Source organism: Yersinia sp. 2553 StPb PI (genome assembly GCF_052217105.1).
Taxonomy (GTDB): domain Bacteria; phylum Pseudomonadota; class Gammaproteobacteria; order Enterobacterales; family Enterobacteriaceae; genus Yersinia; species Yersinia enterocolitica_E.
The window spans coordinates 3,490,993-3,514,451 of sequence record NZ_JAZGPX010000002.1 but is presented as its reverse complement, the minus strand read 5'-3'; the positions used below and the strand labels follow the sequence as shown (position 1 = coordinate 3,514,451).

Below are 23,459 nucleotides of genomic sequence, written 5' to 3'. Positions count from 1 at the left end.
GAGAGGACACAATGCAGGGTTCTGTGACAGAGTTTCTAAAACCGCGCCTGGTAGATATCGAGCAAGTCAGTTCGACGCACGCCAAGGTGACCCTTGAGCCGTTAGAGCGTGGCTTTGGCCATACTCTCGGCAACGCACTGCGCCGTATTCTGCTTTCATCTATGCCGGGTTGCGCGGTGACCGAGGTTGAGATTGATGGTGTACTGCATGAGTACAGCACCAAAGAAGGCGTACAGGAAGATATCCTGGAGATCCTGCTCAACCTGAAAGGGCTGGCGGTGAGAGTTCAGGGTAAAGATGAAGTTATTCTTACCCTGAATAAGTCTGGCATTGGCCCTGTGACTGCAGCCGATATCACCCATGACGGGGATGTCGAAATCGTCAAGCCGCAGCACGTTATCTGCCACCTGACCGATGAGAACGCATCTATTAGTATGCGTATCAAAGTTCAACGTGGTCGTGGTTATGTGCCGGCTTCTGCCCGAATTCATTCGGAAGAAGATGAGCGCCCGATTGGTCGTCTGTTAGTAGACGCATGCTATAGCCCTGTAGAGCGTATTGCCTACAATGTTGAAGCAGCGCGTGTAGAACAGCGTACCGACCTGGACAAGTTGGTTATCGAGATGGAAACCAATGGTACGATCGATCCTGAAGAGGCGATCCGCCGTGCGGCAACTATCTTGGCTGAACAGCTTGAAGCTTTCGTTGATTTACGAGATGTACGTCAGCCGGAAGTTAAAGAAGAGAAGCCAGAGTTCGATCCGATCCTGCTGCGCCCTGTTGACGATCTGGAATTGACTGTCCGCTCTGCTAACTGCCTCAAGGCAGAAGCTATCCACTACATCGGTGATCTGGTACAGCGTACCGAGGTTGAGTTGCTGAAAACGCCGAACCTGGGTAAAAAATCTCTTACTGAGATTAAAGACGTGCTTGCTTCACGTGGTCTTTCTTTAGGCATGCGCCTAGAAAATTGGCCACCAGCTAGCATTGCTGACGAGTAACCGGATCACAGGTTAAGGTTTTACTGAGAAGGATAAGGTCATGCGCCATCGTAAGAGTGGTCGTCAACTGAACCGTAACAGCAGCCATCGCCAGGCTATGTTCCGTAACATGGCCGGCTCTTTGGTTCGTCATGAGATAATCAAGACGACCCTGCCGAAAGCGAAAGAGCTGCGTCGCGTTGTTGAGCCGCTGATTACTCTTGCCAAGACCGACAGCGTAGCTAATCGTCGTCTGGCATTCGCCCGTACTCGTGATAACGAGATCGTGGCAAAACTGTTTAACGAGCTAGGCCCGCGTTTCGCGAGCCGCGCCGGTGGTTACACTCGCATTCTGAAGTGTGGCTTCCGTGCAGGCGACAACGCACCGATGGCTTACATCGAGTTAGTTGATCGTGCTGCATCGCAAGCAGAAGTAGTTGCTGCAGAGTAATCTGTAAACGCGTAAAAAAACCGGGCTTGCCCGGTTTTTTTACGTCTACAATTCAGTGATATGCGTTTATCCTTCCCATATATTGCCAATCCTCTCTTATTATTTTGCTACCGATCCTTTAACCTTAACTATTCTTCGATTTTATAAAGTCTGATCTCTTGGTCGTGATATGGAATTAATTGATGAATGGGCGGAACGACGCATTATTGATGCTCAGCAAAAGGGCGAACTCGATAATCTGTCAGGCAGCGGTAAACCACTACAGCTAGATGATGACTCCCTAGTTCCTCTTGATTTGAGAGCAGGTTACAGATTACTGAGAAATGCAGGGTACCTCCCCGTTGAATTGCAGGATCGTCAAGAAGCGCTTACTGTCGCCGAATTGTTGTCACAGATAGATAAGCAGCACGATAACTACCAGAATTTACATAAGCGCTTGGCATTATTGGAACTGAGATTGAGACAAGCAGGGTTTAGCACTGACTTTCTCCATCAGGAGTACCAACATAAAATGGTCGATAAACTGTCAAAAGAGGAGTAACTAAATGTTAAAAATTGGGCAACTCGCTAAACTGGCTGATGTTACACCAGATACTATTCGCTACTATGAGAAACAAGGAATGATGGATCATGGCAAACGGACAGAAGGTGGTTACCGACTGTATAGTGAACAAGATTTACAGCGTTTACGTTTTATCCGCTATGCGAAGCAGCTCGGGTTTACATTAGAAACTATCGCCGAATTACTGTCGATTCGTGTCGATCCTGAACATCATACCTGTCAGGAATCAAAAGCAATTGTGGATTCTCGATTACATGATGTGGAAAGTAAGATAACTGAGTTTAAAAGAATGCGTGAATCACTAAAACGCCTTAGTAATGCCTGCTGCGGAAGTACTCATGCAACGACTTATTGTTCTATTCTGGAAGCACTGGAACAAGGGGCGACTGAAGAACTCGCTAAAGACTAAATTTTAGGTGGGTAGTTTAAATCAGCTTACATTAGCAGTATTATGCGTAGGATTTTTAATCAATAAATTTATCAGTGAGGTTTTATTATGGCGGTATATCGACATACCAAGGGGAAAATTAAAGATAATGCGCTAGAAGCATTACTCCATGACCCACTTTTCAGGCAACGTATCGAGCAGAACAGTAAAGGAAAAGGAAGTTATCGGCGTAAAGAAAAATACGCAAAAGGTGGTAACTGGGAGGCCAGTGGTAAGCAATCAATAGATTCATTACCACTGGTCTTCTGATTTGAAAGCAGTAAAAAGCCATCGTATGATGGCTTTTACGTTTATCAAAACTGAACTTACTTTGATTGCTGCGCTTTCAGTAAATCACGAATCTCGGCTAACAGCTTTTCTTCTGTTGTTGGTGCTGGCGGTGCTGCAGGCTCTTCCGCTTTTTCACGGCGCATTTTATTCATTAGTTTCACTGCAGAAAATATAGCGAGTGCCACAATAACAAAATCGAAAATGCTCTGAATGAATGTACCGTAGTTCATTACTACAGCAGGTATAGTCCCTTCAGCAGCACGTAATATGAAATGGAATTGCTTGAAGTCGACCCCCCCAAGCAATAAGCCAAGTGGCGGCATGATGATGTCGGCAACAAGTGAAGAAACAATTCTGCCAAATGCGGCACCAATAATTACCCCGACTGCCAAATCGACCACATTGCCACGCATGGCAAATTCACGAAATTCCTTCATAAAACTCATAAATGACACCCCCTTTAAAAATGAATGACTTAATCTTAGCTAAATAAAACTCGGTAGAACCATAATTATAGAAAATTTTCCCACTATCTACGGAAATAGTTTTAATTTATAAATGGGTTCGAACTAGTTAATTATTAATAATTACAGGAAGAATGGGCTTGGTTGGAACAAACGCTCCACATCGGGCACGAATTTCTTGTGAGTAATAAACATCACTACGTGGTCACCCTGTTTAATTATGGAGTTGCTGTTGGCAATGATAACCTCATCCCCACGTACAATTGCCCCAATGGTAGTACCTGGTGGTAACTTTATATCCTCAACCATTCGGCCAACAACTTTTGATGTGGTTTCATCACCGTGGGCAATTGCTTCGATTGCCTCAGCAACACCTCGCCTTAATGAAGAAACACTGACAATATCCGCTTTACGGACATGACCTAAAAGGGCTGAAATAGTGGCCTGCTGCGGTGAGATGACAATATCAATAACGCTTCCTTGAACCAGATCGACATAGGCGCTACGTTGGATTAATACCATTGCCTTTTTTGCGCCCATCCGTTTTGCCAGCATCGCGGACATAATATTGGCTTCATCGTCATTGGTAATGGCAATAAAGACATCGACCTGTTCAATATGCTCTTCTGCCAGCAGTTCCTGGTCTGACGCATCGCCATAAAATACGATAGTATCGTGTAACATCTCGGCTAATTCGGCGGCTCGCTGCGGGTTACGCTCAATTAATTTTACACTGTAATCTTTTTCTAATCGTAGGGCTAAACCGGCTCCGACATTACCACCGCCAACAATCATAATGCGCTTATAGGGTTTTTCAAGACGTTGTAACTCACTCATTACAGCGCGGATATGCTGTGAGGCAGCAACAAAGAAGACTTCATCACCTGCTTCAATGATAGTTGAGCCCTGTGGACGAATTGGTCGGTCTTGACGAAAGATTGCTGCCACTCTGGTATCAATATGAGGCATATGTTCACGCAGAGAGGATAATGCATTCCCCACCAATGGGCCGCCATAATAGGCTTTTACCGCCGCAATACTGACCTTACCTTCAGCAAAATTAACTACCTGTAATGCACCAGGATATTCGATTAGTTTATAGATATTATCGATAACTAGCTGTTCCGGTGATATCAAATGGTCAATGGGTACCGCTTCTGGTAGAAAAAGCTTATCAGCTTCACGAATATATTCAGCCGAACGGATACGTGCGATGCGATTTGGTGTATTAAATAGTGAATACGCAATTTGGCAGGCAACCATATTGGTTTCATCAGAATTGGTCACTGCAACCAACATATCGGCATCTTCAGCCCCCGCTTCCCGCAAGACTCTCGGATGCGATCCATGCCCTTGTACTACACGCAGATCAAATTTATCTTGCAACTGGCGTAGGCGGCCAGAGTCAACATCCACAACGGTGATATCGTTGTTCTCGCCTACCAGATTTTCTGCCAGGGTTCCGCCAACTTGCCCCGCCCCAAGAATAATTATTTTCATAGCGTTCTCTGTTCCACACTGAAATTAGGTTTTGAGGCATAGCCAAAGCCACGATTATCTTTTGATTAACTTCGCATAAAAGAAACCATCGCCATCCTCAGGGTGTGGCAAGTTTTGTTTACCGGGAGTCGCGTTAGTACCAGTTTCAACCAATTCTGCTTCACAATGTCGTTGCAGGAAAGCGGCTATCTGTTGCTGATTCTCTTGCGGCAATATCGAACAAGTAGCATAAACCATTACGCCACCTTTCTTCAGTCTAGGCCAGATAGCTTCAATGATCTCAGATTGTAATTCTGCCAGATCGGCAATATCACTGTCTCGGCGCAACCATTTGATATCAGGGTGGCGACGAATCACACCGGTGGCAGAGCAAGGTGCATCTAGCAGAATACGATCAAATTGCTGATCGTCACACCATGTATCCGGGGTTCGACCATCGCCGACTCGCACCACTGCATGTAATTTCAGACGTTGTAAATTTTCCTTAACCCGGCTGAGCCGTTGTTCATCAATATCCACAGCTAATACATGTGCTTTTGGCGCAGCTTCGAGGATGTGTGTTGTTTTACCGCCCGGAGCGGCACATAAATCAAGGATCTGTTCACCATTTTGCGGATCAAGTAGATCAACACAACCTTGGGCTGAAGCATCTTGCACTGTTACCCAGCCTTGTTCGAAACCAGGCAGATCATTGACGGCGCACGGGGCAATAAGCCGTACTGCGTCGGGATAAAAGGCATGAGGTTCTGCATCTATCTCCGCTTGCTTTAACAGCTCGAGATATTCACCGCGGGTATGATGGAGACGATTTACCCGCAGCCACATTGGTGGCTTTTGGTTATTCGCGTCCACAATCTGCTGCCATTGTTCTGGATAGGCTTGCTTAATACGCGCTAATAACCAGCTAGGATGCAGGTAACGGCTATCACTATTTGCAGCGCGCTCCAGTAATTCCACTTGCTGACGCTGGAATTGACGTAGTACACCGTTGATCAACCCTTTTAGTTGCGGACGTTTCAGCGCAGTGGCACCTTCAACCGTTTCGGCTAAAGCAGCATGTGGCGGAATCCGGGTATAAACCAACTGGTATAGCCCGATCATAATCAGGTAGTGAAAAACACGCTGTTTACCAGTCATTGGGCGCGCCATCAACTGCTGGATACACCACTCTAGCTGTGGTAGAACACGCAAAGTGCCAAAACACAACTCCTGTAGCAATGCGCGATCTTTATCGGAAATATTTTTCTGTAGCCCAGGCAAAACGGTACTGAGCGATTGCCCCTGATCCAATACCTGGCTAATTGCTTTAGCAGCGATGCTGCGGAGATTATATGTGTTTTTCATAACCAAAAAAGCCGACAAACGTCAGCAAATAAAGGGAAAGTGGCCCGATGATGAAGTATCGGGCGATGAAACCTACATCCGTCATCTTTCAAGTTGCAGGGGTGTTGGCTGATCTCGTTACTTGACCATCTCTGGACCGGCCTTCCTGCATCTTGACATCTATTAGGTATATAGCTGTAGCTGCTGAGTTATTATGCTAGTTGACTACCGGGCGCAAACCATTCGCGACGTGAATTTAATAAGTCAGCTGCGGACATGGCTTTCTTGCCGGCTGGTTGCAGTTGCGTGATATTTAAAACGCCATCTGCGGTAGCCACTTGGATCCCATGTTTATCTGCATGAATGATGGTTCCGGGCTTGGTATTATCTACTTTAGGGAGTACCTGTGCCTGCCAGACCTTGATGAGCTGTTCATCAACGACAAAATAGCTAACTGGCCAAGGATTAAAAGCACGAATACAGCGTTCTAACTGAGCCGCAGAAAGTGACCAATCTAATTTGGCCTCCTCTTTACTTAGCTTTTCTGCATAAGTGGCTTGTGCTTCATTTTGTACTTCCGGCTGTGCACTGCCTTGCGCTAATTGCTGCAATGTTATCAATAAGCCCTGAGGGCCTAATTGCGCCAGCTTATCGTACATTGTCGCACTGGTATCATCCGGCTGAATGTCACATTCAATTTTATGCAGCATATCTCCGGTGTCTAGCCCAACATCCATTTGCATGATTGTTACCCCAGTTTTTGCATCACCGGCCCATACTGAACGTTGGATAGGCGCAGCACCACGCCAGCGTGGTAATAGGGAACCATGGACGTTAATACAGCCTAATCGCGGCATTGCCAAAACAGATGCAGGCAAAATCAGACCATAGGCAACTACGACCATAATATCAGCATTCAGATCAGCCACGAGATGTTGGTTCTCCTCGGGTCGTAGCGATTTCGGCTGAAAAACGGGAATACTTTGTTGTTCTGCCAATACCTTCACTGGGCTCGGGGTCAGTTTATTACCTCGGCCAGCGGGACGGTCCGGTTGAGTGAAAACACCAACAATCTGATGTTGGGAAGACAACAGCGCGCCAAGATGGCGCGCTGCAAAATCAGGCGTTCCTGCAAAAATAATCCGCAAAGAGTCAGACACGTTGGTTTCCTGCATTAGATGGGGTTAGTCGGCTCGGGCATTTAACTTGGCCATTTTCTCCAACTTTTGGCGGATACGCTGACGTTTCAGCGGCGATAAATAGTCCACAAACAGTTTGCCAACCAAATGGTCCATTTCGTGCTGAATACAGATTGCTAATAAATCATCCGCTTCCAGTTCGAACGGTTTACCATCACGGTCCAGCGCTCTGATTTTTACTTTTTCAGCGCGAGGGACTAATGCCCGTTGCTCAGGAATTGATAAGCAACCTTCTTCAATGCCGGTTTCACCGCTTTTCTCCAACAGCTCTGGGTTAATCAACACCAGGCGTTGGTCACGATTTTCCGAAACATCAATCACGATAATTTGTTTATGAACATCCACTTGGGTTGCGGCAAGGCCAATGCCTTCCTCTGCGTACATGGTCTCGAACATGTCGTCCACAATACGCTGGATTTCGCCATTGACTTCTTTTACCGGCGCAGCAATTTTGCGCAGCCGCTCATCTGGGTAATGTAATACTTGTAATACTGACATAAATATCTAGATCTGCGTCCGAGTAGTGAATGATATTCAATCTCTATTCTAGACATTTCCGGCTCTGATTGACAGCATCGTCTACCAATTGAACAAATCGGTGTCAGCATAGAAAGCAAGCCAGGGAGGCAATATGTTAGCGGCTGAATTATGGCTCAGGATGAGCAAGGTTAAGGGATTTGGGGTAGTGAAAAGCAGTGCATTGGTCAGACGGTTACTTGTCCGTGGTGATGTCCACCCCGGCAGATTGGCTGCTTACGGATTGGATGCTCAGCAATGCCAGCAGTTTTATCAAGTAGATCCCCGCTATATTGAGGCCAGTTTAACTTGGCTGAGTCAGCCTTCTCACCACTTATTAGCCTACGGTGAGCCAAGCTATCCACCCCGTTTGGCTCATATCTCTGCCGCTCCTCTGGTGCTGTTTGTTTCTGGCGAGCTCGATGTGTTGTATCGCTCTCAGATTGCCATGGTGGGTAGCCGTCATTTCAGCCACTATGGTGAGCAGTGGGGCTGTTACTTTGCTTCAGAACTGGCTCGAACGGGGTTGGTTATCACCAGTGGTCTGGCAATTGGGATTGATGGGATTTGTCATCAAGCGGCTTTGAATGCTAAAGGAAAGACCATCGCGGTATTAGGTAGCGGGTTGGAGAACATATATCCACGTCGACATCGTCATCTGGCCAAAGACATTGAGTGCCAAGGTGGAGCTCTGGTCTCTGAGTTTTTGACAACAGCATTGCCGGTCGCTGCCCATTTCCCCAGAAGGAATCGTATTATCAGTGGGCTAAGTTCTGCTGTATTAGTGGTTGAAGCTACGCTGAAAAGTGGCTCTTTGATTACTGCCCGCTATGCTATAGAGCAAGGGAGAGATGTTTTTGCTTTACCGGGGCCATTAGGGAGTGCAACCAGCGAAGGTGTGCACTGGCTGATTCAACAAGGCGCATATCTGGCGAGGTCAGCACAAGAGATAGCTACACAAGTGGGCGGTTCACTTCAATGGATATCATTGCCCGGGAAAGTAACTATTTCTGCATCAGAGGAGCAAGTTGAATTGCCATTTGCTGATGTGTTGGCTAACGTAGGAGATGAGGTGACACCCGTTGATGTCGTCGCCGAACGTGCCGGCCAACCTGTGCCAGATATCGTCAGCAAATTGCTTGAGCTGGAGTTAGCAGGGTGGATCGCAGCTGTACCCGGCGGCTATGTCCGATTAAGGAGGGCAGGCCATGTTCGACGTTTTAATTTACTTATTTGAAACTTATATGCATAACGAGTCGGAAATGCTTGTTGATCAAGACAAGATTACTGACGATCTTGCTGACGCAGGTTTCTATCGTGAGGATATCAACAACGCCCTGAACTGGTTAGAGGCTCTCGCAGACCTACAAGAAGGGCAGAAAGCACCTTATCTTTATGCTGCGGATCCGCAAGCATTGCGGATTTATACGGCGGAAGAAGCCCAACGTCTGGATACCACTTGTCGCGGCTTCATCCTATTTCTTGAGCAAATTCAGGTGTTACATCTTGATACCCGTGAGATGGTCATCGACCGTATTATGGCGTTGGACTCTAATGAGATTGACTTGGAGGATCTCAAATGGGTTGTGCTGATGGTGCTGTTTAACATTCCGGGTTATGAAAGTGCCTATCAGCAGATGGAAGAGCTACTTTTTGAAGTCAATGAAGGTTATTTGCACTAAGTGGTAGTATCGCTGGCTAATAACCTTATATAGAAGGCGTTATGACGAAAACAGTTATTGCCAAGGATAATGGGTCGTGTCCTGAATGTGGATCGGCTTTAGTCATTCGTAGTGGGGGTCATGGCCCATTCCTTGGTTGTTCACATTATCCCGGCTGCCAGTACATGCGCCCGTTGAAAGCACAATCTGATGGGCATATCGTGAAAGTTCTTGAAGGACAATATTGCCCTGAATGCGGTTCAGAAATGGTGTTACGGCAAGGGCGTTTTGGTATGTTTATTGGTTGTAGCCAATATCCACAATGTGATCATACTGAAGTTATTGATAAGCCTGATGAAACAGCGATTGATTGCCCACAATGTGGCCAAGGCAAGTTACTACAGCGCAAGTCCCGGTTTGGAAAGATCTTCCACGCCTGCAATCGCTATCCCGATTGCCAGTTTACAATTAATCAGCAACCCATTGCCGGAGAGTGTGCGTATTGCCACTATTCCTTGTTAATGGAAAAGAGAACCGCGCAAGGCGTAAAACGTTTTTGCGCTAGCAAGTTATGTGGGAAGGCAGTGGTAAGTGAGTAATAACAGCGTGAATAAACAAGAAAATAGTGGTGCTCTGTCAGATGTATTGCGGGCTTTGCAACAAGAAGAGGTCATCGCTTATCCAACAGAAGCCGTTTTTGGTTTAGGTTGTGACCCTGATAGTGAAAAAGCAGTAAATGCTTTATTAGCTTTAAAACAGCGGCCATGGCAAAAAGGTTTGATCTTAATCGCCGCTAACTATGAGCAGTTGAAGCCATATATTGATGACTCAATGCTGAATACAGCGCAACAGGAAATGCTCTTCTCCTGTTGGCCTGGGCCGGTAACATGGGTTATTCCAGCGCGCGCTAAGACACCGCGTTGGTTAACAGGCAGTTTTAGCTCATTGGCTGTAAGGGTGAGTGACCACCCACTGGTACAGCAGCTTTGCTCGCAATATGGCAAGCCACTGGTTTCAACCAGTGCCAACTTAAGCGGTCACGAGCCATGCCGTACAGAAACTGAAGTGAGAATGCAATTTGGCCCTTTTCTCCCAGTGCTCTCTGGCGAGGTGGGTGGTCGTTTGAATCCATCTGAAATAAGAGATGCGTTAACCGGTAAGCAATTTCGCCAAGGATAGAAAGTAGCATGGATCAGAATTTCGCAGTGTTTGGTAACCCCATTGGGCACAGTAAGTCGCCAAGGATTCATGCGCTTTTTGCCGAGCAGACAGGTATAGAGCATCAATACGGTATGGTATTAGCCGCTCATGGCGCTTTTGAGGAAACGTTAACGTCGTTTTTTGCAGATGGTGCATTAGGCGCGAACATTACCACGCCGTTTAAAGAGCGCGCTTATGCCAAATGTGATGAACTAACCGATCGTGCGTCACTGGCAGGTGCTGTCAATACTATCAAGCAATTAGAAGACGGACGCTTGTTAGGTGATAATACGGACGGTATTGGTTTGCTCAGTGATCTTGAGCGCCAGGGTTTGATCCGAGTCTCTGATCGGATCTTATTGATGGGCGCGGGGGGGGCTGCGCGCGGTGTGATCTTGCCGTTACTCTCTTATGGATGCACTGTGGTCATCACTAACCGGACTTATAGCCGCGCACAGCAGCTTGCCGAAGTCTTTCATCATTTGGGTGATATCGAGGCTGCCGAAATGCAGGCGCTGAGTGGACAGCAGTTTGACTTAATCATAAATGCTACCGCTGCTGGAATTCATGGCGAAGTACCAAACTTATCTAAAGATATTATGAGTCCTGCAACACGTTGCTATGACATGTTTTATCAAGTGGGGGATACACCATTTTTAGCTTGGGCTAAGCAGTTGGGTGTGGCGAGTTACGCTGATGGCTTAGGGATGCTGGTGGGGCAGGCAGCCCATGCTTTCAAACTTTGGCATGGTGTGATGCCACAGATAACACCGGTGCTAAATAAGTTGCGTGATGAACTGAGCCGATAGAAAGATATTCAATAATGCAGGGAAGGTAATGATTTACTCCCTGCATCTTATGTTACTGCTTATTTAGTTTCTGCCAGATAGTCATCTTTCCAGCGTACGTAGTTGCTCGCAGAATAAAGTAGGCCTTCTAATTCTGCCGGCGTTAAAGGGCGAACTTGTCTGGCTGGGCTCCCCATATAGAGGTAACCACTGACTAATCGTTTACCTGGGGAAACCAGACTCCCCGCGCCAATCATCACATCATCTTCGATAACTGCACCATCTAACAAAATAGACCCCATCCCCACCAGTACCCGATTGCCAATAGTACAACCGTGGAGCATCGCTTTATGGCCAACAGTAACGTCTTCACCAATAACTAGGGGGTTCCCTTCAGGATTATGCTCTGAATGATGGGTTACGTGTAACACACTACCATCTTGAATATTTGAACGAGCGCCAATGACGACCTGATTAACATCACCACGAATAGCAACCAACGGCCAGACACTGACATCATCACCCAAAATGACATTACCAATGATCACGCTCGATCCATCGATCATCACGCGTTTACCAAGAGTAGGTGAATAATGAAGATAAGGGCGGATAGGGTCGGACATAGCAATAGCCTCTCAATAAGATCACACTTTACCGGCAATACTAGCCTTTGCTGATGGAATTACAACCAATCGACCGTAGGGATCATAGGGAAAATGCAGCGGATCGACCAAGATCTGCACGTAAGGAGTGAAAAGTATTCAAACAGTAGAAAAAGGCGAAAAAAGAGTTGTGCAAAAAATTCGACTCCCTATAATGCGCATCCATCGAGACGGCACACAACGAATCAAGTAGTTAAGTGACCGGCAAAGAGAACAGAGAAATTCAACGAAATTAGTAGTTGACTCTGAATGAGGAAAGCGTAATATGCGCACCTCGCGTTACCAACCACCGGTTGCTAACGCACTGCTCTTTAACAATTTATCAGACAATCTGTGTGGGCACTCGCAAGACGATATCGAAGCCTGTTTCGACAGGCAGAAGAAATATCAAAGTCTTGAAGAGTGACCAAAGCAGTACACATTTGAACTTCGGTTCGAATGCATATTTGCAGAAAGTAATCTTTGAGCATCGCTGCTTTTATTAGCAGCAAATCAAACAAATCTTAAATTGAAGAGTTTGATCATGGCTCAGATTGAACGCTGGCGGCAGGCCTAACACATGCAAGTCGAGCGGCAGCGGGAAGTAGTTTACTACTTTGCCGGCGAGCGGCGGACGGGTGAGTAATGTCTGGGAAACTGCCTGATGGAGGGGGATAACTACTGGAAACGGTAGCTAATACCGCATGACCTCGCAAGAGCAAAGTGGGGGACCTTAGGGCCTCACGCCATCGGATGTGCCCAGATGGGATTAGCTAGTAGGTGGGGTAATGGCTCACCTAGGCGACGATCCCTAGCTGGTCTGAGAGGATGACCAGCCACACTGGAACTGAGACACGGTCCAGACTCCTACGGGAGGCAGCAGTGGGGAATATTGCACAATGGGCGCAAGCCTGATGCAGCCATGCCGCGTGTGTGAAGAAGGCCTTCGGGTTGTAAAGCACTTTCAGCGAGGAGGAAGGCAGTCGTGTTAATAGCACGGTTGATTGACGTTACTCGCAGAAGAAGCACCGGCTAACTCCGTGCCAGCAGCCGCGGTAATACGGAGGGTGCAAGCGTTAATCGGAATTACTGGGCGTAAAGCGCACGCAGGCGGTTTGTTAAGTCAGATGTGAAATCCCCGCGCTTAACGTGGGAACTGCATTTGAAACTGGCAAGCTAGAGTCTTGTAGAGGGGGGTAGAATTCCAGGTGTAGCGGTGAAATGCGTAGAGATCTGGAGGAATACCGGTGGCGAAGGCGGCCCCCTGGACAAAGACTGACGCTCAGGTGCGAAAGCGTGGGGAGCAAACAGGATTAGATACCCTGGTAGTCCACGCTGTAAACGATGTCGACTTGGAGGTTGTGCCCTTGAGGCGTGGCTTCCGGAGCTAACGCGTTAAGTCGACCGCCTGGGGAGTACGGCCGCAAGGTTAAAACTCAAATGAATTGACGGGGGCCCGCACAAGCGGTGGAGCATGTGGTTTAATTCGATGCAACGCGAAGAACCTTACCTACTCTTGACATCCACAGAACTTAGCAGAGATGCTTCGGTGCCTTCGGGAACTGTGAGACAGGTGCTGCATGGCTGTCGTCAGCTCGTGTTGTGAAATGTTGGGTTAAGTCCCGCAACGAGCGCAACCCTTATCCTTTGTTGCCAACACGTAATGGTGGGAACTCAAGGGAGACTGCCGGTGATAAACCGGAGGAAGGTGGGGATGACGTCAAGTCATCATGGCCCTTACGAGTAGGGCTACACACGTGCTACAATGGCAGATACAAAGTGAAGCGAACTCGCGAGAGCAAGCGGACCACATAAAGTCTGTCGTAGTCCGGATTGGAGTCTGCAACTCGACTCCATGAAGTCGGAATCGCTAGTAATCGTAGATCAGAATGCTACGGTGAATACGTTCCCGGGCCTTGTACACACCGCCCGTCACACCATGGGAGTGGGTTGCAAAAGAAGTAGGTAGCTTAACCTTCGGGAGGGCGCTTACCACTTTGTGATTCATGACTGGGGTGAAGTCGTAACAAGGTAACCGTAGGGGAACCTGCGGTTGGATCACCTCCTTACCTAACGATACGCATTGCGCAGTGTCCACACAGATTGTCTGATAGAAAGTAACGAGCAAATAAGGCCGGACTGAGAGATTAGTCGGGCTTTAGTACCTTGTTGGGTCTGTAGCTCAGGTGGTTAGAGCGCACCCCTGATAAGGGTGAGGTCGGTGGTTCAAGTCCACTCAGACCCACCAACTCATCCTCATAGTGCGTTACAGACACACTCGTTTATACCCATAAACGTCGCGTGACTGCGCCTTGTCTGAGAATGAGTTATGCCGATAAGGTATTTTGCTTTTTATATGGGGCTATAGCTCAGCTGGGAGAGCGCCTGCCTTGCACGCAGGAGGTCAGCGGTTCGATCCCGCTTAGCTCCACCATATAAAAAAACTATTTCAAAACGTACTGCGGCCGTAAGGCACAGTGTGTTGTGAAATATTGCTCTTTAACAATCTGGAACAAGCTGAAAATTGAAACATTACAGCTGAAATTTATCTCTCCGTAGATGTACTGAGATAAAAAGTAACCTGTAATAGAGTCTCTCAAATAATCGCAATGCCAATGTGCATTCTGATGAAGAGAGTCGCGTGAGCTAAGTGAAGGCAAGGCGTACGGCACGGAGGAAGCGGAGTGAACTTCATGTTCATGAGCATTCCGAGTACCGCACAACGCTGTATTGACGACGCGCAACCGACTTGAACATAAGAAACACCTTTGGGTTGTGAGGTTAAGCGACTAAGCGTACACGGTGGATGCCTAGGCAGTCAGAGGCGATGAAGGGCGTGCTAATCTGCGAAAAGCGTCGGTAAGCTGATATGAAGCGTTATAACCGACGATACCCGAATGGGGAAACCCAGTGCAATTCGTTGCACTATTGCATGGTGAATACATAGCCATGCAAGGCGAACCGGGGGAACTGAAACATCTAAGTACCCCGAGGAAAAGAAATCAACCGAGATTCCCCCAGTAGCGGCGAGCGAACGGGGAAGAGCCCAGAGTCTGAATCAGTTTGTGTGTTAGTGGAAGCGTCTGGAAAGTCGCACGGTACAGGGTGATAGTCCCGTACACCAAAACACACTTGCTGTGAACTCGATGAGTAGGGCGGGACACGTGACATCCTGTCTGAATATGGGGGGACCATCCTCCAAGGCTAAATACTCCTGACTGACCGATAGTGAACCAGTACCGTGAGGGAAAGGCGAAAAGAACCCCGGCGAGGGGAGTGAAATAGAACCTGAAACCGTGTACGTACAAGCAGTGGGAGCCTACTTTGTTGGGTGACTGCGTACCTTTTGTATAATGGGTCAGCGACTTATATTTTGTAGCAAGGTTAACCGAATAGGGGAGCCGTAGGGAAACCGAGTCTTAACTGGGCGTCTAGTTGCAAGGTATAGACCCGAAACCCGGTGATCTAGCCATGGGCAGGTTGAAGGTTGGGTAACACTAACTGGAGGACCGAACCGACTAATGTTGAAAAATTAGCGGATGACTTGTGGCTGGGGGTGAAAGGCCAATCAAACCGGGAGATAGCTGGTTCTCCCCGAAAGCTATTTAGGTAGCGCCTCGTGAACTCATCTTCGGGGGTAGAGCACTGTTTCGGCTAGGGGGTCATCCCGACTTACCAAACCGATGCAAACTCCGAATACCGAAGAATGTTATCACGGGAGACACACGGCGGGTGCTAACGTCCGTCGTGAAGAGGGAAACAACCCAGACCGCCAGCTAAGGTCCCAAAGTCATGGTTAAGTGGGAAACGATGTGGGAAGGCATAGACAGCCAGGATGTTGGCTTAGAAGCAGCCATCATTTAAAGAAAGCGTAATAGCTCACTGGTCGAGTCGGCCTGCGCGGAAGATGTAACGGGGCTAAACCATGCACCGAAGCTGCGGCAGCGACGCTTAGGCGTTGTTGGGTAGGGGAGCGTTCTGTAAGCCGTTGAAGGTGACCTGTGAGGGTTGCTGGAGGTATCAGAAGTGCGAATGCTGACATAAGTAACGATAATGCGGGTGAAAAACCCGCACGCCGGAAGACCAAGGGTTCCTGTCCAACGTTAATCGGGGCAGGGTGAGTCGACCCCTAAGGCGAGGCTGAAAAGCGTAGTCGATGGGAAACAGGTTAATATTCCTGTACTTGGTGTTACTGCGAAGGGGGGACGGAGAAGGCTAGGCTAGCCGGGCGACGGTTGTCCCGGTTTAAGCATGTAGGCGGAGTGACTTGGTAAATCCGGTTGCTTATCAACGCTGAGGTGTGATGACGAGCCACTACGGTGGTGAAGTAGTTGATGCCAAGCTTCCAGGAAAAGCCTCTAAGCATCAGGTAACATTAAATCGTACCCCAAACCGACACAGGTGGTCAGGTAGAGAATACTCAGGCGCTTGAGAGAACTCGGGTGAAGGAACTAGGCAAAATGGTGCCGTAACTTCGGGAGAAGGCACGCTGGCATTAGGTAATGGGACTTGCTCCCGGCGCCGAAGCCAGTCGCAGATACCAGCTGGCTGCAACTGTTTAATAAAAACACAGCACTGTGCAAACACGAAAGTGGACGTATACGGTGTGACGCCTGCCCGGTGCTGGAAGGTTAATTGATGGGGTCAGCCGCAAGGCGAAGCTCTTGATCGAAGCCCCAGTAAACGGCGGCCGTAACTATAACGGTCCTAAGGTAGCGAAATTCCTTGTCGGGTAAGTTCCGACCTGCACGAATGGCGTAATGATGGCCAGGCTGTCTCCACCCGAGACTCAGTGAAATTGAACTCGCTGTGAAGATGCAGTGTACCCGCGGCAAGACGGAAAGACCCCGTGAACCTTTACTATAGCTTGACACTGAACATTGAGCCTTGATGTGTAGGATAGGTGGGAGGCATCGAAGTGTGGACGCCAGTCTGCATGGAGCCAACCTTGAAATACCACCCTTTAATGTTTGATGTTCTAACTCGGCCCCGTGATCCGGGGTGAGGACAGTGTCTGGTGGGTAGTTTGACTGGGGCGGTCTCCTCCCAAAGAGTAACGGAGGAGCACGAAGGTTAGCTAATCACGGTCGGACATCGTGAGGTTAGTGCAAAGGCATAAGCTAGCTTGACTGCGAGAGTGACGGCTCGAGCAGGTACGAAAGTAGGTCTTAGTGATCCGGTGGTTCTGAATGGAAGGGCCATCGCTCAACGGATAAAAGGTACTCCGGGGATAACAGGCTGATACCGCCCAAGAGTTCATATCGACGGCGGTGTTTGGCACCTCGATGTCGGCTCATCACATCCTGGGGCTGAAGTAGGTCCCAAGGGTATGGCTGTTCGCCATTTAAAGTGGTACGCGAGCTGGGTTTAGAACGTCGTGAGACAGTTCGGTCCCTATCTGCCGTGGGCGTTGGAAGATTGAGAGGGGCTGCTCCTAGTACGAGAGGACCGGAGTGGACGAATCACTGGTGTTCGGGTTGTCATGCCAATGGCATTGCCCGGTAGCTAAATTCGGAAGAGATAACCGCTGAAAGCATCTAAGCGGGAAACTTGCCTCGAGATGAGTCTTCCCTGGGGCTTTAAGCCCCCTGAAGGAACGTTAAAGACTATGACGTTGATAGGCTGGGTGTGTAAGTGCAGCGATGCATTGAGCTAACCAGTACTAATGATCCGTGAGGCTTAACCTTACAACACCAAAGGTGTTTTAGATTTGAGAGATAGAAATTTTCAGCGAAGTTCCGAGATTGGGCTGGCTGGCTGTGTGGAGACATATAGCGGGTTAGTTTAGACAGAATTTGCCTGGCGGCCATAGCGCGGTGGTCCCACCTGATCCCATGCCGAACTCAGAAGTGAAACGCCGTAGCGCCGATGGTAGTGTGGGGTCTCCCCATGCGAGAGTAGGACACTGCCAGGCATCAAATAAGCAAAAGAGGCTACCCTAACGGGTGGCCTTTTTTGTTTGTCTGTTGTGCAGGTTCGATTCGAGCATGATATGCAGTTTGAACATTGAATAACTTTTTCTTTTTGCTTTCTGTCATTTTTATAACCCCCACCACAGAAAATAACCTTTTTTACCTTAAAATCATTCAATCAAAAATTGAAACGATGTTTTGATTGTGAGGTTTGAATGAATGCCGGTCTATTTGTCTGTTCGCTCGCCCTGTCAGCGATACTTACTGCCGCAACAGCACAGGCCAGTCCTGTGACGTATCAAAAAGAAGCTATTACTGAAAATAGTCTGCCAGTATTTTATCCACAGCTAAAAAAACAGATGACTTATCAAAGTTCATGGCTGGCAGGGAGATACACTGACTTTTCACAGTGGAAGAGTGACACCAGAAAGATCTTCCGACAAGCATTGCTCACCCCTGACTCAACAATTGCATTTTCAGCAGAGAAAATAGATCAGCAGGACCGTGGCCGCTATATTGCTGAAAAAATAGCATTAAACATCACAGATGAAAGCCGTGTCCAGGGCTTGCTATTAACACCGAAAAGCAAAGGCCCTCATCCGGCGATTGTTCTTTTGCATGACCATGGGTCTAAATTTGATATTGGCAAAGAGAAAATGATCCGGCCTTGGGGCGATAGCGCGCAGCTTGCCTCAGCGCAGGCTTGGTCGGATAAATTCTTTAGCGGTAAATTCATCGGCGATGAGTTGGCAAAACGCGGTTATGTTGTGCTTTCTATTGATGCTATTGGCTGGGGTGATAGAGGCCCTATCAGCTATGAGCAACAGCAGGCTTTAGCTAGTAACTTCTTTAATCTTGGCCGTTCATTAGCGGGCACGATGGCTTATGAAGATATACGAACGGTTGATTTTCTGGCGACACTTCCATCAGTTGACCGCCAACGTATTGGTGCTCTTGGATTTTCTATGGGAGCGTATCGTGCCTGGCAGTTAGCTGCATTATCGGATAAGGTCGCGGCCACTGCGGCTATCTCTTGGTTTGGTAACTATCAAGGTTTGATGACCCCAGGTAATAATGTACTTCGTGGGCAATCCGCTTTTTACATGCTCCACCCTGGTATTGCCAATAAGTTGGATTTCCCTGATATTGCCAGCTTAGCAGCACCAAAACCGATGCTTCTTTTTAACGGCGGGAAAGATAAATTGTTCCCATCGGATGCGGTCGAGCAGGCTTACAGTAAAGTGCATGCAATCTGGCGGTCACAAAATGCGGAATCACGCTTGGTCACTCGTAGCTGGCCTGCGTTGGGGCACGTATTTTACCAAGAGCAACAAGATGTGGTTTTCCCTTGGTTAGACCGCTGGTTGAAGCCATAAAAAAGGCCCCGAGGGGCCTTTTATCCGCCGAATACGATCAGTGAGAGCTACTTTGAGAGGCACCCAACCCCGTTTGTGAACGGACAAACTGTGCTTTGAAGCGCAGACGTTCTTGCTTACCTTCTTCTGAATTATCGGTGACGGAGAAGAACCATATCCCGACAAATGCCACTATCATTGAGAATAATGCTGGGTATTCATATGGATAAATTGGTTTTGCGTGCCCTAGAATGGTTACCCAGATAGTTGGGCCTAAAATCATCAGGAGCACCGCAGTCAGTAACCCCAACCAGCCACCAATCATTGCACCACGCGTGGTCAGTTTATCCCAATACATTGAAATGAAGATGATTGGGAAGTTACAACTGGCGGCAATGGAGAATGCCAAACCTACCATGAAAGCAATGTTTTGCTTCTCAAACAAAATCCCCAAGCCGATTGCCACAAACCCTAAAATAACGACTGTGATTTTAGAAACTCTCAGTTCATCGCGTTCATTTGCTTTACCCTTCTTGATGACACTGGCGTAAAGGTCATGAGAAACAGCAGATGCCCCCGCTAATGTCAGACCGGCAACCACCGCCAAAATAGTTGCGAAAGCAACTGCCGAGATAAAGCCTAAGAAGAAGCTACCCCCCACGGCATCAGCCAGATGCACTGCTGCCATATTATTACCGCCAAGCAGTGCCCCCGCCGCATCCTTAAAGGCTGGATTCGGGCCGACCAACAGGATTGCGCCAAAACCAATAATAAAGGTCAATATGTAGAAGTAACCGATAAAGCCAGTGGCATAGAACACGCTCTTGCGGGCTTCTTTGGCATCACTTACCGTAAAGAAACGCATTAGAATGTGTGGTAAGCCTGCGGTACCAAACATTAATGCCAAGCCGAGCGACAATGCTGATATTGGGTCAGAGACTAGCCCTCCAGGGCTCATGATCGCCAAGCCTTTAGGGTGAACTTTAATGGCCTCACTGAATAAGGTATTGAAGTTAAAGTTAACCGACTTCATAACCATAATGGCCATAAACGAAGCACCCGCCAGCAGTAACACCGCTTTGATAATCTGTACCCACGTTGTGGCTAACATGCCGCCAAACAAGACGTACAGTACCATCAGGATGCCCACCAACACGACAGCTACATGGTAGTTCAAGCCAAACAACAACTCTATCAGCTTACCGGCACCGACCATTTGAGCTATCAGATATAAAGCGACCACCACTAACGAACCACAGGCAGATAATGTTCTTATCGGCCTTTGTTTCAAGCGATAAGAAGCCACATCAGCAAAAGTATAGCGACCCAGATTACGCAGCCGCTCGGCAATTAAAAACAGAATGATTGGCCAGCCGATTAGAAAGCCGATGGAGTAAATCAAGCCATCATAGCCAGAGGTATAAACCAGCGCGGAAATACCCAGAAATGATGCCGCAGACATAAAGTCCCCAGCAATGGCCAAACCATTTTGGAAACCGGTTATGCGCCCGCCAGCGGTATAATAATCACCCCGGGAACGGGTGCGCTTTGATGCCCAGTAGGTAATATATAATGTCGCGCCAACAAACAGTACGAACATAATGATCGCTTGGATATTGAGCGGCTGGCGATGAACTTCGCCGGTAATTGCTTCTGCCTGTGACAGCGCAGGCAGAGTCAGTAAGGAAAGTACGGACCAATGGCGAGTCTTCATTGCTTCACCTCACGAAGAATTTCTGCCGTCAGACGGTCAAACTCGCCATTAGCACGAATAACGTAAATACCTGTAAGAACAAAAGAAATAACGATCAACCCCACACCAACGGGTATGCCGCGAGTAATGCTGGAGCCTGCATATAGCGGGGTACCGAGCCATTGTGGTTCGAAAGCAATAAGGAAAATGAAACCGACATACAGCGCTAGGGTAATGAGCGACAGTATCCAGGCAAAGCGGCCACGCTTTTGCACCAACTCTTTGAAACGCGGGTTATTTTCAATCTCTTGATAAATGCTGTCATTCATCAGAGTCTCTCCTTTGAGGCATTAATTAAGTTTGCCGCCGGTAGGCGGCACAATTTACGACGGTGTTTGCATTGATTGTTTTTCTTCCAGTAATTTGTCCACTACGCCCGGATCGGCCAGTGTTGAGGTATCCCCTAAGTTGCTGGTATCGCCAGCCGCAATTTTGCGCAGAATACGGCGCATGATCTTGCCTGAACGGGTTTTTGGCAGTGAATCAGTCCAGTGCAAAATATCTGGGGTCGCAATTGGGCCAATCTCTTTACGCACCCAATTACGCACCTCGGTATACAGCTCTGGTGTTGGTTCCTCACCGTGATTCAGCGTGATGTAGGCATAGATAGCTTGCCCTTTAATACTGTGTGGGACACCGACGACGGCAGCTTCGGCAATTTTCGGGTGTGAAACCAATGCGGATTCAATTTCAGCGGTCCCTAGGCGGTGACCTGAAACGTTAAGTACGTCATCGACGCGGCCGGTTATCCAGTAGTAGCCATCTTCGTCACGGCGAGCGCCATCACCACTGAAATACATGCCTTTAAAGGTTGAGAAGTAGGTCTGCTCAAAACGGTCATGATCGCCGAATAAGGTTCTGGCCTGACCCGGCCAAGAGTCGGTTATCACCAGATTGCCTTCGGCTGCACCTTCTTGCAGGTTACCTAAGTTGTCGACCAACGCTGGCTGTACCCCAAAGAAGGGGCGAGTAGCTGAACCGGCTTTTAACTCTGTGGCTCCTGGCAGTGGCGTTATCATGAAACCGCCCGTTTCAGTTTGCCACCAGGTATCAACAATCGGGCATTTACTGTTACCAATCTTGTTGTAATACCATTCCCATGCTTCCGGGTTAATAGGTTCACCAACTGAACCCATAATGCGTAGGGAGTCGCGTTTTGTCCCTTCGATGGCTTTGTCACCTTCGGCCATTAAGGCACGAATGGCGGTAGGAGCGGTATACAGAATATTAACCTGATGTTTATCGATAACCTGACCCAAGCGATTGACGCCTGGATAGTTAGGAACACCTTCAAACATCAGAGTAATAGCACCGCAAGCCAGTGGGCCATACAGCAAATAGCTGTGGCCGGTGACCCAACCAACGTCCGCGGTACACCAGTAGATATCGCCGGGGTGATAATCAAAAACGTATTTAAAGGTCAACGCGGCATAAACCAGATAACCGCCGGTGGTATGTAAAACCCCTTTTGGTTTGCCAGTAGAACCCGAGGTATAAAGGATGAACAGTGGGTCTTCGGCATTCATCTCTTCTGGCGGGCAGTCGGCGGAGGCTTCTTTTATCAGGTCATGCCACCACAAGTCTCTCCCGTCTTTCCAATAGCTGGCATTGCCAGTACGTTGGAAGACGACCACATTTTTGATACTGGTGATAGCTGGATTTTTTAGGGCTTCATCGACATTTTTTTTCAGTGGAATTGCGCGACCAGCACGAATGCCTTCATCGGCAGTAATCACCAGTTTTGAGTTAGAGTCGATAATTCGGCCAGCAACGGCATCAGGTGAGAATCCACCAAAAATAACAGAGTGCACGGCGCCAATACGCGCGCAGGCCAGCATAGCAACAGCGGCTTCTGGCACCATCGGCATATAGATTGCAACCACATCACCTTTCTTGATGCCCAGTTTTTTCAGCACATTAGCAAACTGGCATACATCGTGGTGAAGCTGTTTATAGGTGACGGTTTTTGATTGGTTAGGATCATCACCTTCCCAAATAATTGCGGTTTGATCGCCACGCTCTGCCAGGTGACGGTCAAGGCAGTTAGCTGCAAGATTCAGTGTGCCATCTTCGAACCAGCGGATGCTGATATGACCGGGGTCAAAGGAGGTGTTTTTAACCGTTTTATACGGTTTAATCCAATCAATAATCTTGCCATGTTCGCCCCAAAATTCATCTGGGTTCTGCACAGATTGTTGATAATATTGCTGATATTGTTCAGGGTTTATCAGGGCATGCTCTGCAATTGCAGTTGGAATAGGGTGTTTATGTATTTGGCTCATAATAGTTCTCCTTGAGATTGTTAATAATATGTCAATCAAAAGTTAATTATAGTGTGGAGGGCCGTTTTGTTTCTTTTTTGGGCGGCAGATCACGCATAAAAGATGTTGATTTAGAGACTTACTTAATGTGCTGCGTGGTGAATCGATATCTTAA

Annotated in this window: 21 protein-coding genes, 2 tRNA genes and 3 rRNA genes; 17 read left to right on the top strand and 9 right to left on the bottom strand. The window is 48.0% G+C overall.

The window, feature by feature from the left end:
• Positions 1–11: 11 nt before the first annotated feature.
• From V2A84_RS17615 to V2A84_RS17595, 5 genes are all read left to right on the top strand, one after another.
• Entirely contained in the window at positions 12–1,001 is a 990-nt protein-coding gene (locus V2A84_RS17615; RefSeq protein WP_002438685.1) for a DNA-directed RNA polymerase subunit alpha, read from the top strand.
• A gap of 40 nt (positions 1,002–1,041) precedes the next feature.
• Positions 1,042–1,431: a 50S ribosomal protein L17 gene (gene rplQ / locus V2A84_RS17610; protein ID WP_004391407.1), complete on the top strand. Its 390-nt coding sequence runs from the start codon at positions 1,042–1,044 to the stop codon at positions 1,429–1,431.
• A 169-nt stretch (positions 1,432–1,600) separates the two neighbouring features.
• Complete coding sequence (locus V2A84_RS17605; RefSeq protein ID WP_083161165.1) at positions 1,601–1,972, top strand: DnaJ family domain-containing protein; 372 nt, start codon at positions 1,601–1,603, stop codon at positions 1,970–1,972.
• A gap of 4 nt (positions 1,973–1,976) precedes the next feature.
• A complete protein-coding gene (gene zntR / locus V2A84_RS17600) occupies positions 1,977–2,402 on the top strand; it encodes a Zn(2+)-responsive transcriptional regulator (RefSeq protein ID WP_083161163.1) in 426 nt (141 codons plus the stop codon).
• Between the two features lie 87 nt (positions 2,403–2,489).
• Complete coding sequence (locus V2A84_RS17595; protein WP_083161161.1) at positions 2,490–2,690, top strand: alternative ribosome-rescue factor A; 201 nt, start codon at positions 2,490–2,492, stop codon at positions 2,688–2,690.
• Positions 2,691–2,746: 56 nt separating this feature from the next.
• On the opposite strand, the gene mscL is transcribed toward V2A84_RS17595, so the two are convergent.
• From mscL to def, 5 genes are all read right to left on the bottom strand, one after another.
• Positions 2,747–3,157 carry a large-conductance mechanosensitive channel protein MscL gene (mscL, locus tag V2A84_RS17590; RefSeq protein WP_032906607.1) on the bottom strand — a complete coding sequence of 137 codons (411 nt, stop codon included), beginning with the start codon at positions 3,155–3,157 and terminating at the stop codon, positions 2,747–2,749.
• Between the two features lie 141 nt (positions 3,158–3,298).
• Entirely contained in the window at positions 3,299–4,675 is a 1,377-nt protein-coding gene (gene trkA / locus V2A84_RS17585) for a Trk system potassium transporter TrkA (RefSeq protein ID WP_083161159.1), read from the bottom strand.
• Between the two features lie 54 nt (positions 4,676–4,729).
• Positions 4,730–6,019 carry a 16S rRNA (cytosine(967)-C(5))-methyltransferase RsmB gene (gene rsmB, locus V2A84_RS17580; protein ID WP_083161157.1) on the bottom strand — a complete coding sequence of 430 codons (1,290 nt, stop codon included), beginning with the start codon at positions 6,017–6,019 and terminating at the stop codon, positions 4,730–4,732.
• A 191-nt stretch (positions 6,020–6,210) separates the two neighbouring features.
• Positions 6,211–7,158, bottom strand: coding sequence for a methionyl-tRNA formyltransferase (gene fmt / locus V2A84_RS17575; RefSeq protein WP_083161155.1), 948 nt, complete (start codon positions 7,156–7,158; stop codon positions 6,211–6,213).
• Positions 7,159–7,182: 24 nt separating this feature from the next.
• Complete coding sequence (gene def / locus V2A84_RS17570; protein ID WP_083161153.1) at positions 7,183–7,695, bottom strand: peptide deformylase; 513 nt, start codon at positions 7,693–7,695, stop codon at positions 7,183–7,185.
• Positions 7,696–7,828: 133 nt separating this feature from the next.
• On the opposite strand from def, the gene dprA reads away from it, so the two are divergent.
• The 5 genes from dprA to aroE are packed head-to-tail and all read left to right on the top strand — an operon-like array spanning position 7,829 to position 11,383.
• On the top strand, positions 7,829–8,950 hold the full coding sequence (gene dprA / locus V2A84_RS17565) for a DNA-protecting protein DprA (protein ID WP_083161151.1): 1,122 nt from the start codon (positions 7,829–7,831) through the stop codon (positions 8,948–8,950).
• On the top strand, positions 8,922–9,395 hold the full coding sequence (locus tag V2A84_RS17560) for a DUF494 family protein (protein ID WP_032906609.1): 474 nt from the start codon (positions 8,922–8,924) through the stop codon (positions 9,393–9,395). The genes dprA and V2A84_RS17560 overlap by 29 nt, the downstream gene beginning before the upstream one ends.
• Before the next feature lie 41 nt (positions 9,396–9,436).
• Positions 9,437–9,973, top strand: coding sequence for a DNA topoisomerase family protein (locus V2A84_RS17555; RefSeq protein ID WP_083161149.1), 537 nt, complete (start codon positions 9,437–9,439; stop codon positions 9,971–9,973).
• Positions 9,974–9,980: 7 nt separating this feature from the next.
• Positions 9,981–10,553, top strand: coding sequence for an L-threonylcarbamoyladenylate synthase type 1 TsaC (gene tsaC, locus V2A84_RS17550; RefSeq protein WP_083163935.1), 573 nt, complete (start codon positions 9,981–9,983; stop codon positions 10,551–10,553).
• Positions 10,554–10,561: 8 nt separating this feature from the next.
• A complete protein-coding gene (gene aroE / locus V2A84_RS17545; protein WP_083161147.1) occupies positions 10,562–11,383 on the top strand; it encodes a shikimate dehydrogenase in 822 nt (273 codons plus the stop codon).
• 59 nt (positions 11,384–11,442) lie between these two features.
• Here the strand turns inward: aroE and V2A84_RS17540 are convergent, their stop codons facing one another.
• Complete coding sequence (locus V2A84_RS17540; protein ID WP_083161145.1) at positions 11,443–11,985, bottom strand: gamma carbonic anhydrase family protein; 543 nt, start codon at positions 11,983–11,985, stop codon at positions 11,443–11,445.
• 304 nt (positions 11,986–12,289) lie between these two features.
• On the opposite strand from V2A84_RS17540, the gene V2A84_RS17535 reads away from it, so the two are divergent.
• The 7 genes from V2A84_RS17535 (at position 12,290) to V2A84_RS17505 (ending at position 19,291) form a co-directional block, all read left to right on the top strand.
• Positions 12,290–12,430: a hypothetical protein gene (locus V2A84_RS17535; protein WP_193784765.1), complete on the top strand. Its 141-nt coding sequence runs from the start codon at positions 12,290–12,292 to the stop codon at positions 12,428–12,430.
• Positions 12,431–12,529: 99 nt separating this feature from the next.
• Positions 12,530–14,072 (top strand): 16S ribosomal RNA (locus tag V2A84_RS17530).
• Between the two features lie 102 nt (positions 14,073–14,174).
• Positions 14,175–14,251 (top strand) — tRNA-Ile (locus V2A84_RS17525).
• Positions 14,252–14,361: 110 nt separating this feature from the next.
• A tRNA-Ala gene (locus V2A84_RS17520) sits at positions 14,362–14,437 on the top strand.
• 345 nt (positions 14,438–14,782) lie between these two features.
• Positions 14,783–17,690: ribosomal RNA gene (locus tag V2A84_RS17515) — 23S ribosomal RNA — on the top strand.
• 111 nt (positions 17,691–17,801) lie between these two features.
• A 5S ribosomal RNA gene (rrf, locus tag V2A84_RS17510) occupies positions 17,802–17,917 on the top strand.
• The 16S, 23S and 5S rRNA genes sit together here with 2 tRNA genes alongside, the layout of an rRNA operon.
• Before the next feature lie 213 nt (positions 17,918–18,130).
• Positions 18,131–19,291, top strand: coding sequence for a dienelactone hydrolase family protein (locus V2A84_RS17505; RefSeq protein ID WP_083161143.1), 1,161 nt, complete (start codon positions 18,131–18,133; stop codon positions 19,289–19,291).
• Positions 19,292–19,328: 37 nt separating this feature from the next.
• Here the strand turns inward: V2A84_RS17505 and actP are convergent, their stop codons facing one another.
• Genes actP through acs form a run of 3 tightly spaced genes read right to left on the bottom strand, consistent with a single transcriptional unit; the run spans position 19,329 to position 23,305 of the window.
• Positions 19,329–20,984: a cation/acetate symporter ActP gene (gene actP / locus V2A84_RS17500; RefSeq protein ID WP_083161141.1), complete on the bottom strand. Its 1,656-nt coding sequence runs from the start codon at positions 20,982–20,984 to the stop codon at positions 19,329–19,331.
• Entirely contained in the window at positions 20,981–21,292 is a 312-nt protein-coding gene (locus V2A84_RS17495; RefSeq protein WP_083161139.1) for a DUF485 domain-containing protein, read from the bottom strand. Before V2A84_RS17495 ends, actP begins: the two co-directional genes overlap by 4 nt.
• A 54-nt stretch (positions 21,293–21,346) precedes the next feature.
• Positions 21,347–23,305 (bottom strand): acetate--CoA ligase, encoded by a 1,959-nt coding sequence (acs, locus tag V2A84_RS17490; RefSeq protein WP_083161137.1) that lies wholly within the window; start codon positions 23,303–23,305, stop codon positions 21,347–21,349.
• Positions 23,306–23,459 lie beyond the last annotated feature (154 nt).

Excerpts from the sequence above, each read along its gene's own strand:
- V2A84_RS17615 (WP_002438685.1), top strand. The coding sequence starts at position 12 with ATGCAGGGTTCTGTGACAGAGTTTCTAAAACCGCGCCTGGTAGATATC.
- rplQ (WP_004391407.1), top strand. The coding sequence starts at position 1,042 with ATGCGCCATCGTAAGAGTGGTCGTCAACTGAACCGTAACAGCAGCCAT.
- V2A84_RS17605 (WP_083161165.1), top strand. The coding sequence starts at position 1,601 with ATGGAATTAATTGATGAATGGGCGGAACGACGCATTATTGATGCTCAG.
- zntR (WP_083161163.1), top strand. The coding sequence starts at position 1,977 with ATGTTAAAAATTGGGCAACTCGCTAAACTGGCTGATGTTACACCAGAT.
- V2A84_RS17595 (WP_083161161.1), top strand. The coding sequence starts at position 2,490 with ATGGCGGTATATCGACATACCAAGGGGAAAATTAAAGATAATGCGCTA.
- mscL (WP_032906607.1), bottom strand. The coding sequence starts at position 3,157 with ATGAGTTTTATGAAGGAATTTCGTGAATTTGCCATGCGTGGCAATGTG.
- trkA (WP_083161159.1), bottom strand. The coding sequence starts at position 4,675 with ATGAAAATAATTATTCTTGGGGCGGGGCAAGTTGGCGGAACCCTGGCA.
- rsmB (WP_083161157.1), bottom strand. The coding sequence starts at position 6,019 with ATGAAAAACACATATAATCTCCGCAGCATCGCTGCTAAAGCAATTAGC.
- def (WP_083161153.1), bottom strand. The coding sequence starts at position 7,695 with ATGTCAGTATTACAAGTATTACATTACCCAGATGAGCGGCTGCGCAAA.
- dprA (WP_083161151.1), top strand. The coding sequence starts at position 7,829 with ATGTTAGCGGCTGAATTATGGCTCAGGATGAGCAAGGTTAAGGGATTT.
- V2A84_RS17560 (WP_032906609.1), top strand. The coding sequence starts at position 8,922 with ATGTTCGACGTTTTAATTTACTTATTTGAAACTTATATGCATAACGAG.
- V2A84_RS17555 (WP_083161149.1), top strand. The coding sequence starts at position 9,437 with ATGACGAAAACAGTTATTGCCAAGGATAATGGGTCGTGTCCTGAATGT.
- aroE (WP_083161147.1), top strand. The coding sequence starts at position 10,562 with ATGGATCAGAATTTCGCAGTGTTTGGTAACCCCATTGGGCACAGTAAG.
- V2A84_RS17540 (WP_083161145.1), bottom strand. The coding sequence starts at position 11,985 with ATGTCCGACCCTATCCGCCCTTATCTTCATTATTCACCTACTCTTGGT.
- V2A84_RS17535 (WP_193784765.1), top strand. The coding sequence starts at position 12,290 with ATGCGCACCTCGCGTTACCAACCACCGGTTGCTAACGCACTGCTCTTT.
- V2A84_RS17505 (WP_083161143.1), top strand. The coding sequence starts at position 18,131 with ATGAATGCCGGTCTATTTGTCTGTTCGCTCGCCCTGTCAGCGATACTT.
- actP (WP_083161141.1), bottom strand. The coding sequence starts at position 20,984 with ATGAAGACTCGCCATTGGTCCGTACTTTCCTTACTGACTCTGCCTGCG.
- V2A84_RS17495 (WP_083161139.1), bottom strand. The coding sequence starts at position 21,292 with ATGAATGACAGCATTTATCAAGAGATTGAAAATAACCCGCGTTTCAAA.
- acs (WP_083161137.1), bottom strand. The coding sequence starts at position 23,305 with ATGAGCCAAATACATAAACACCCTATTCCAACTGCAATTGCAGAGCAT.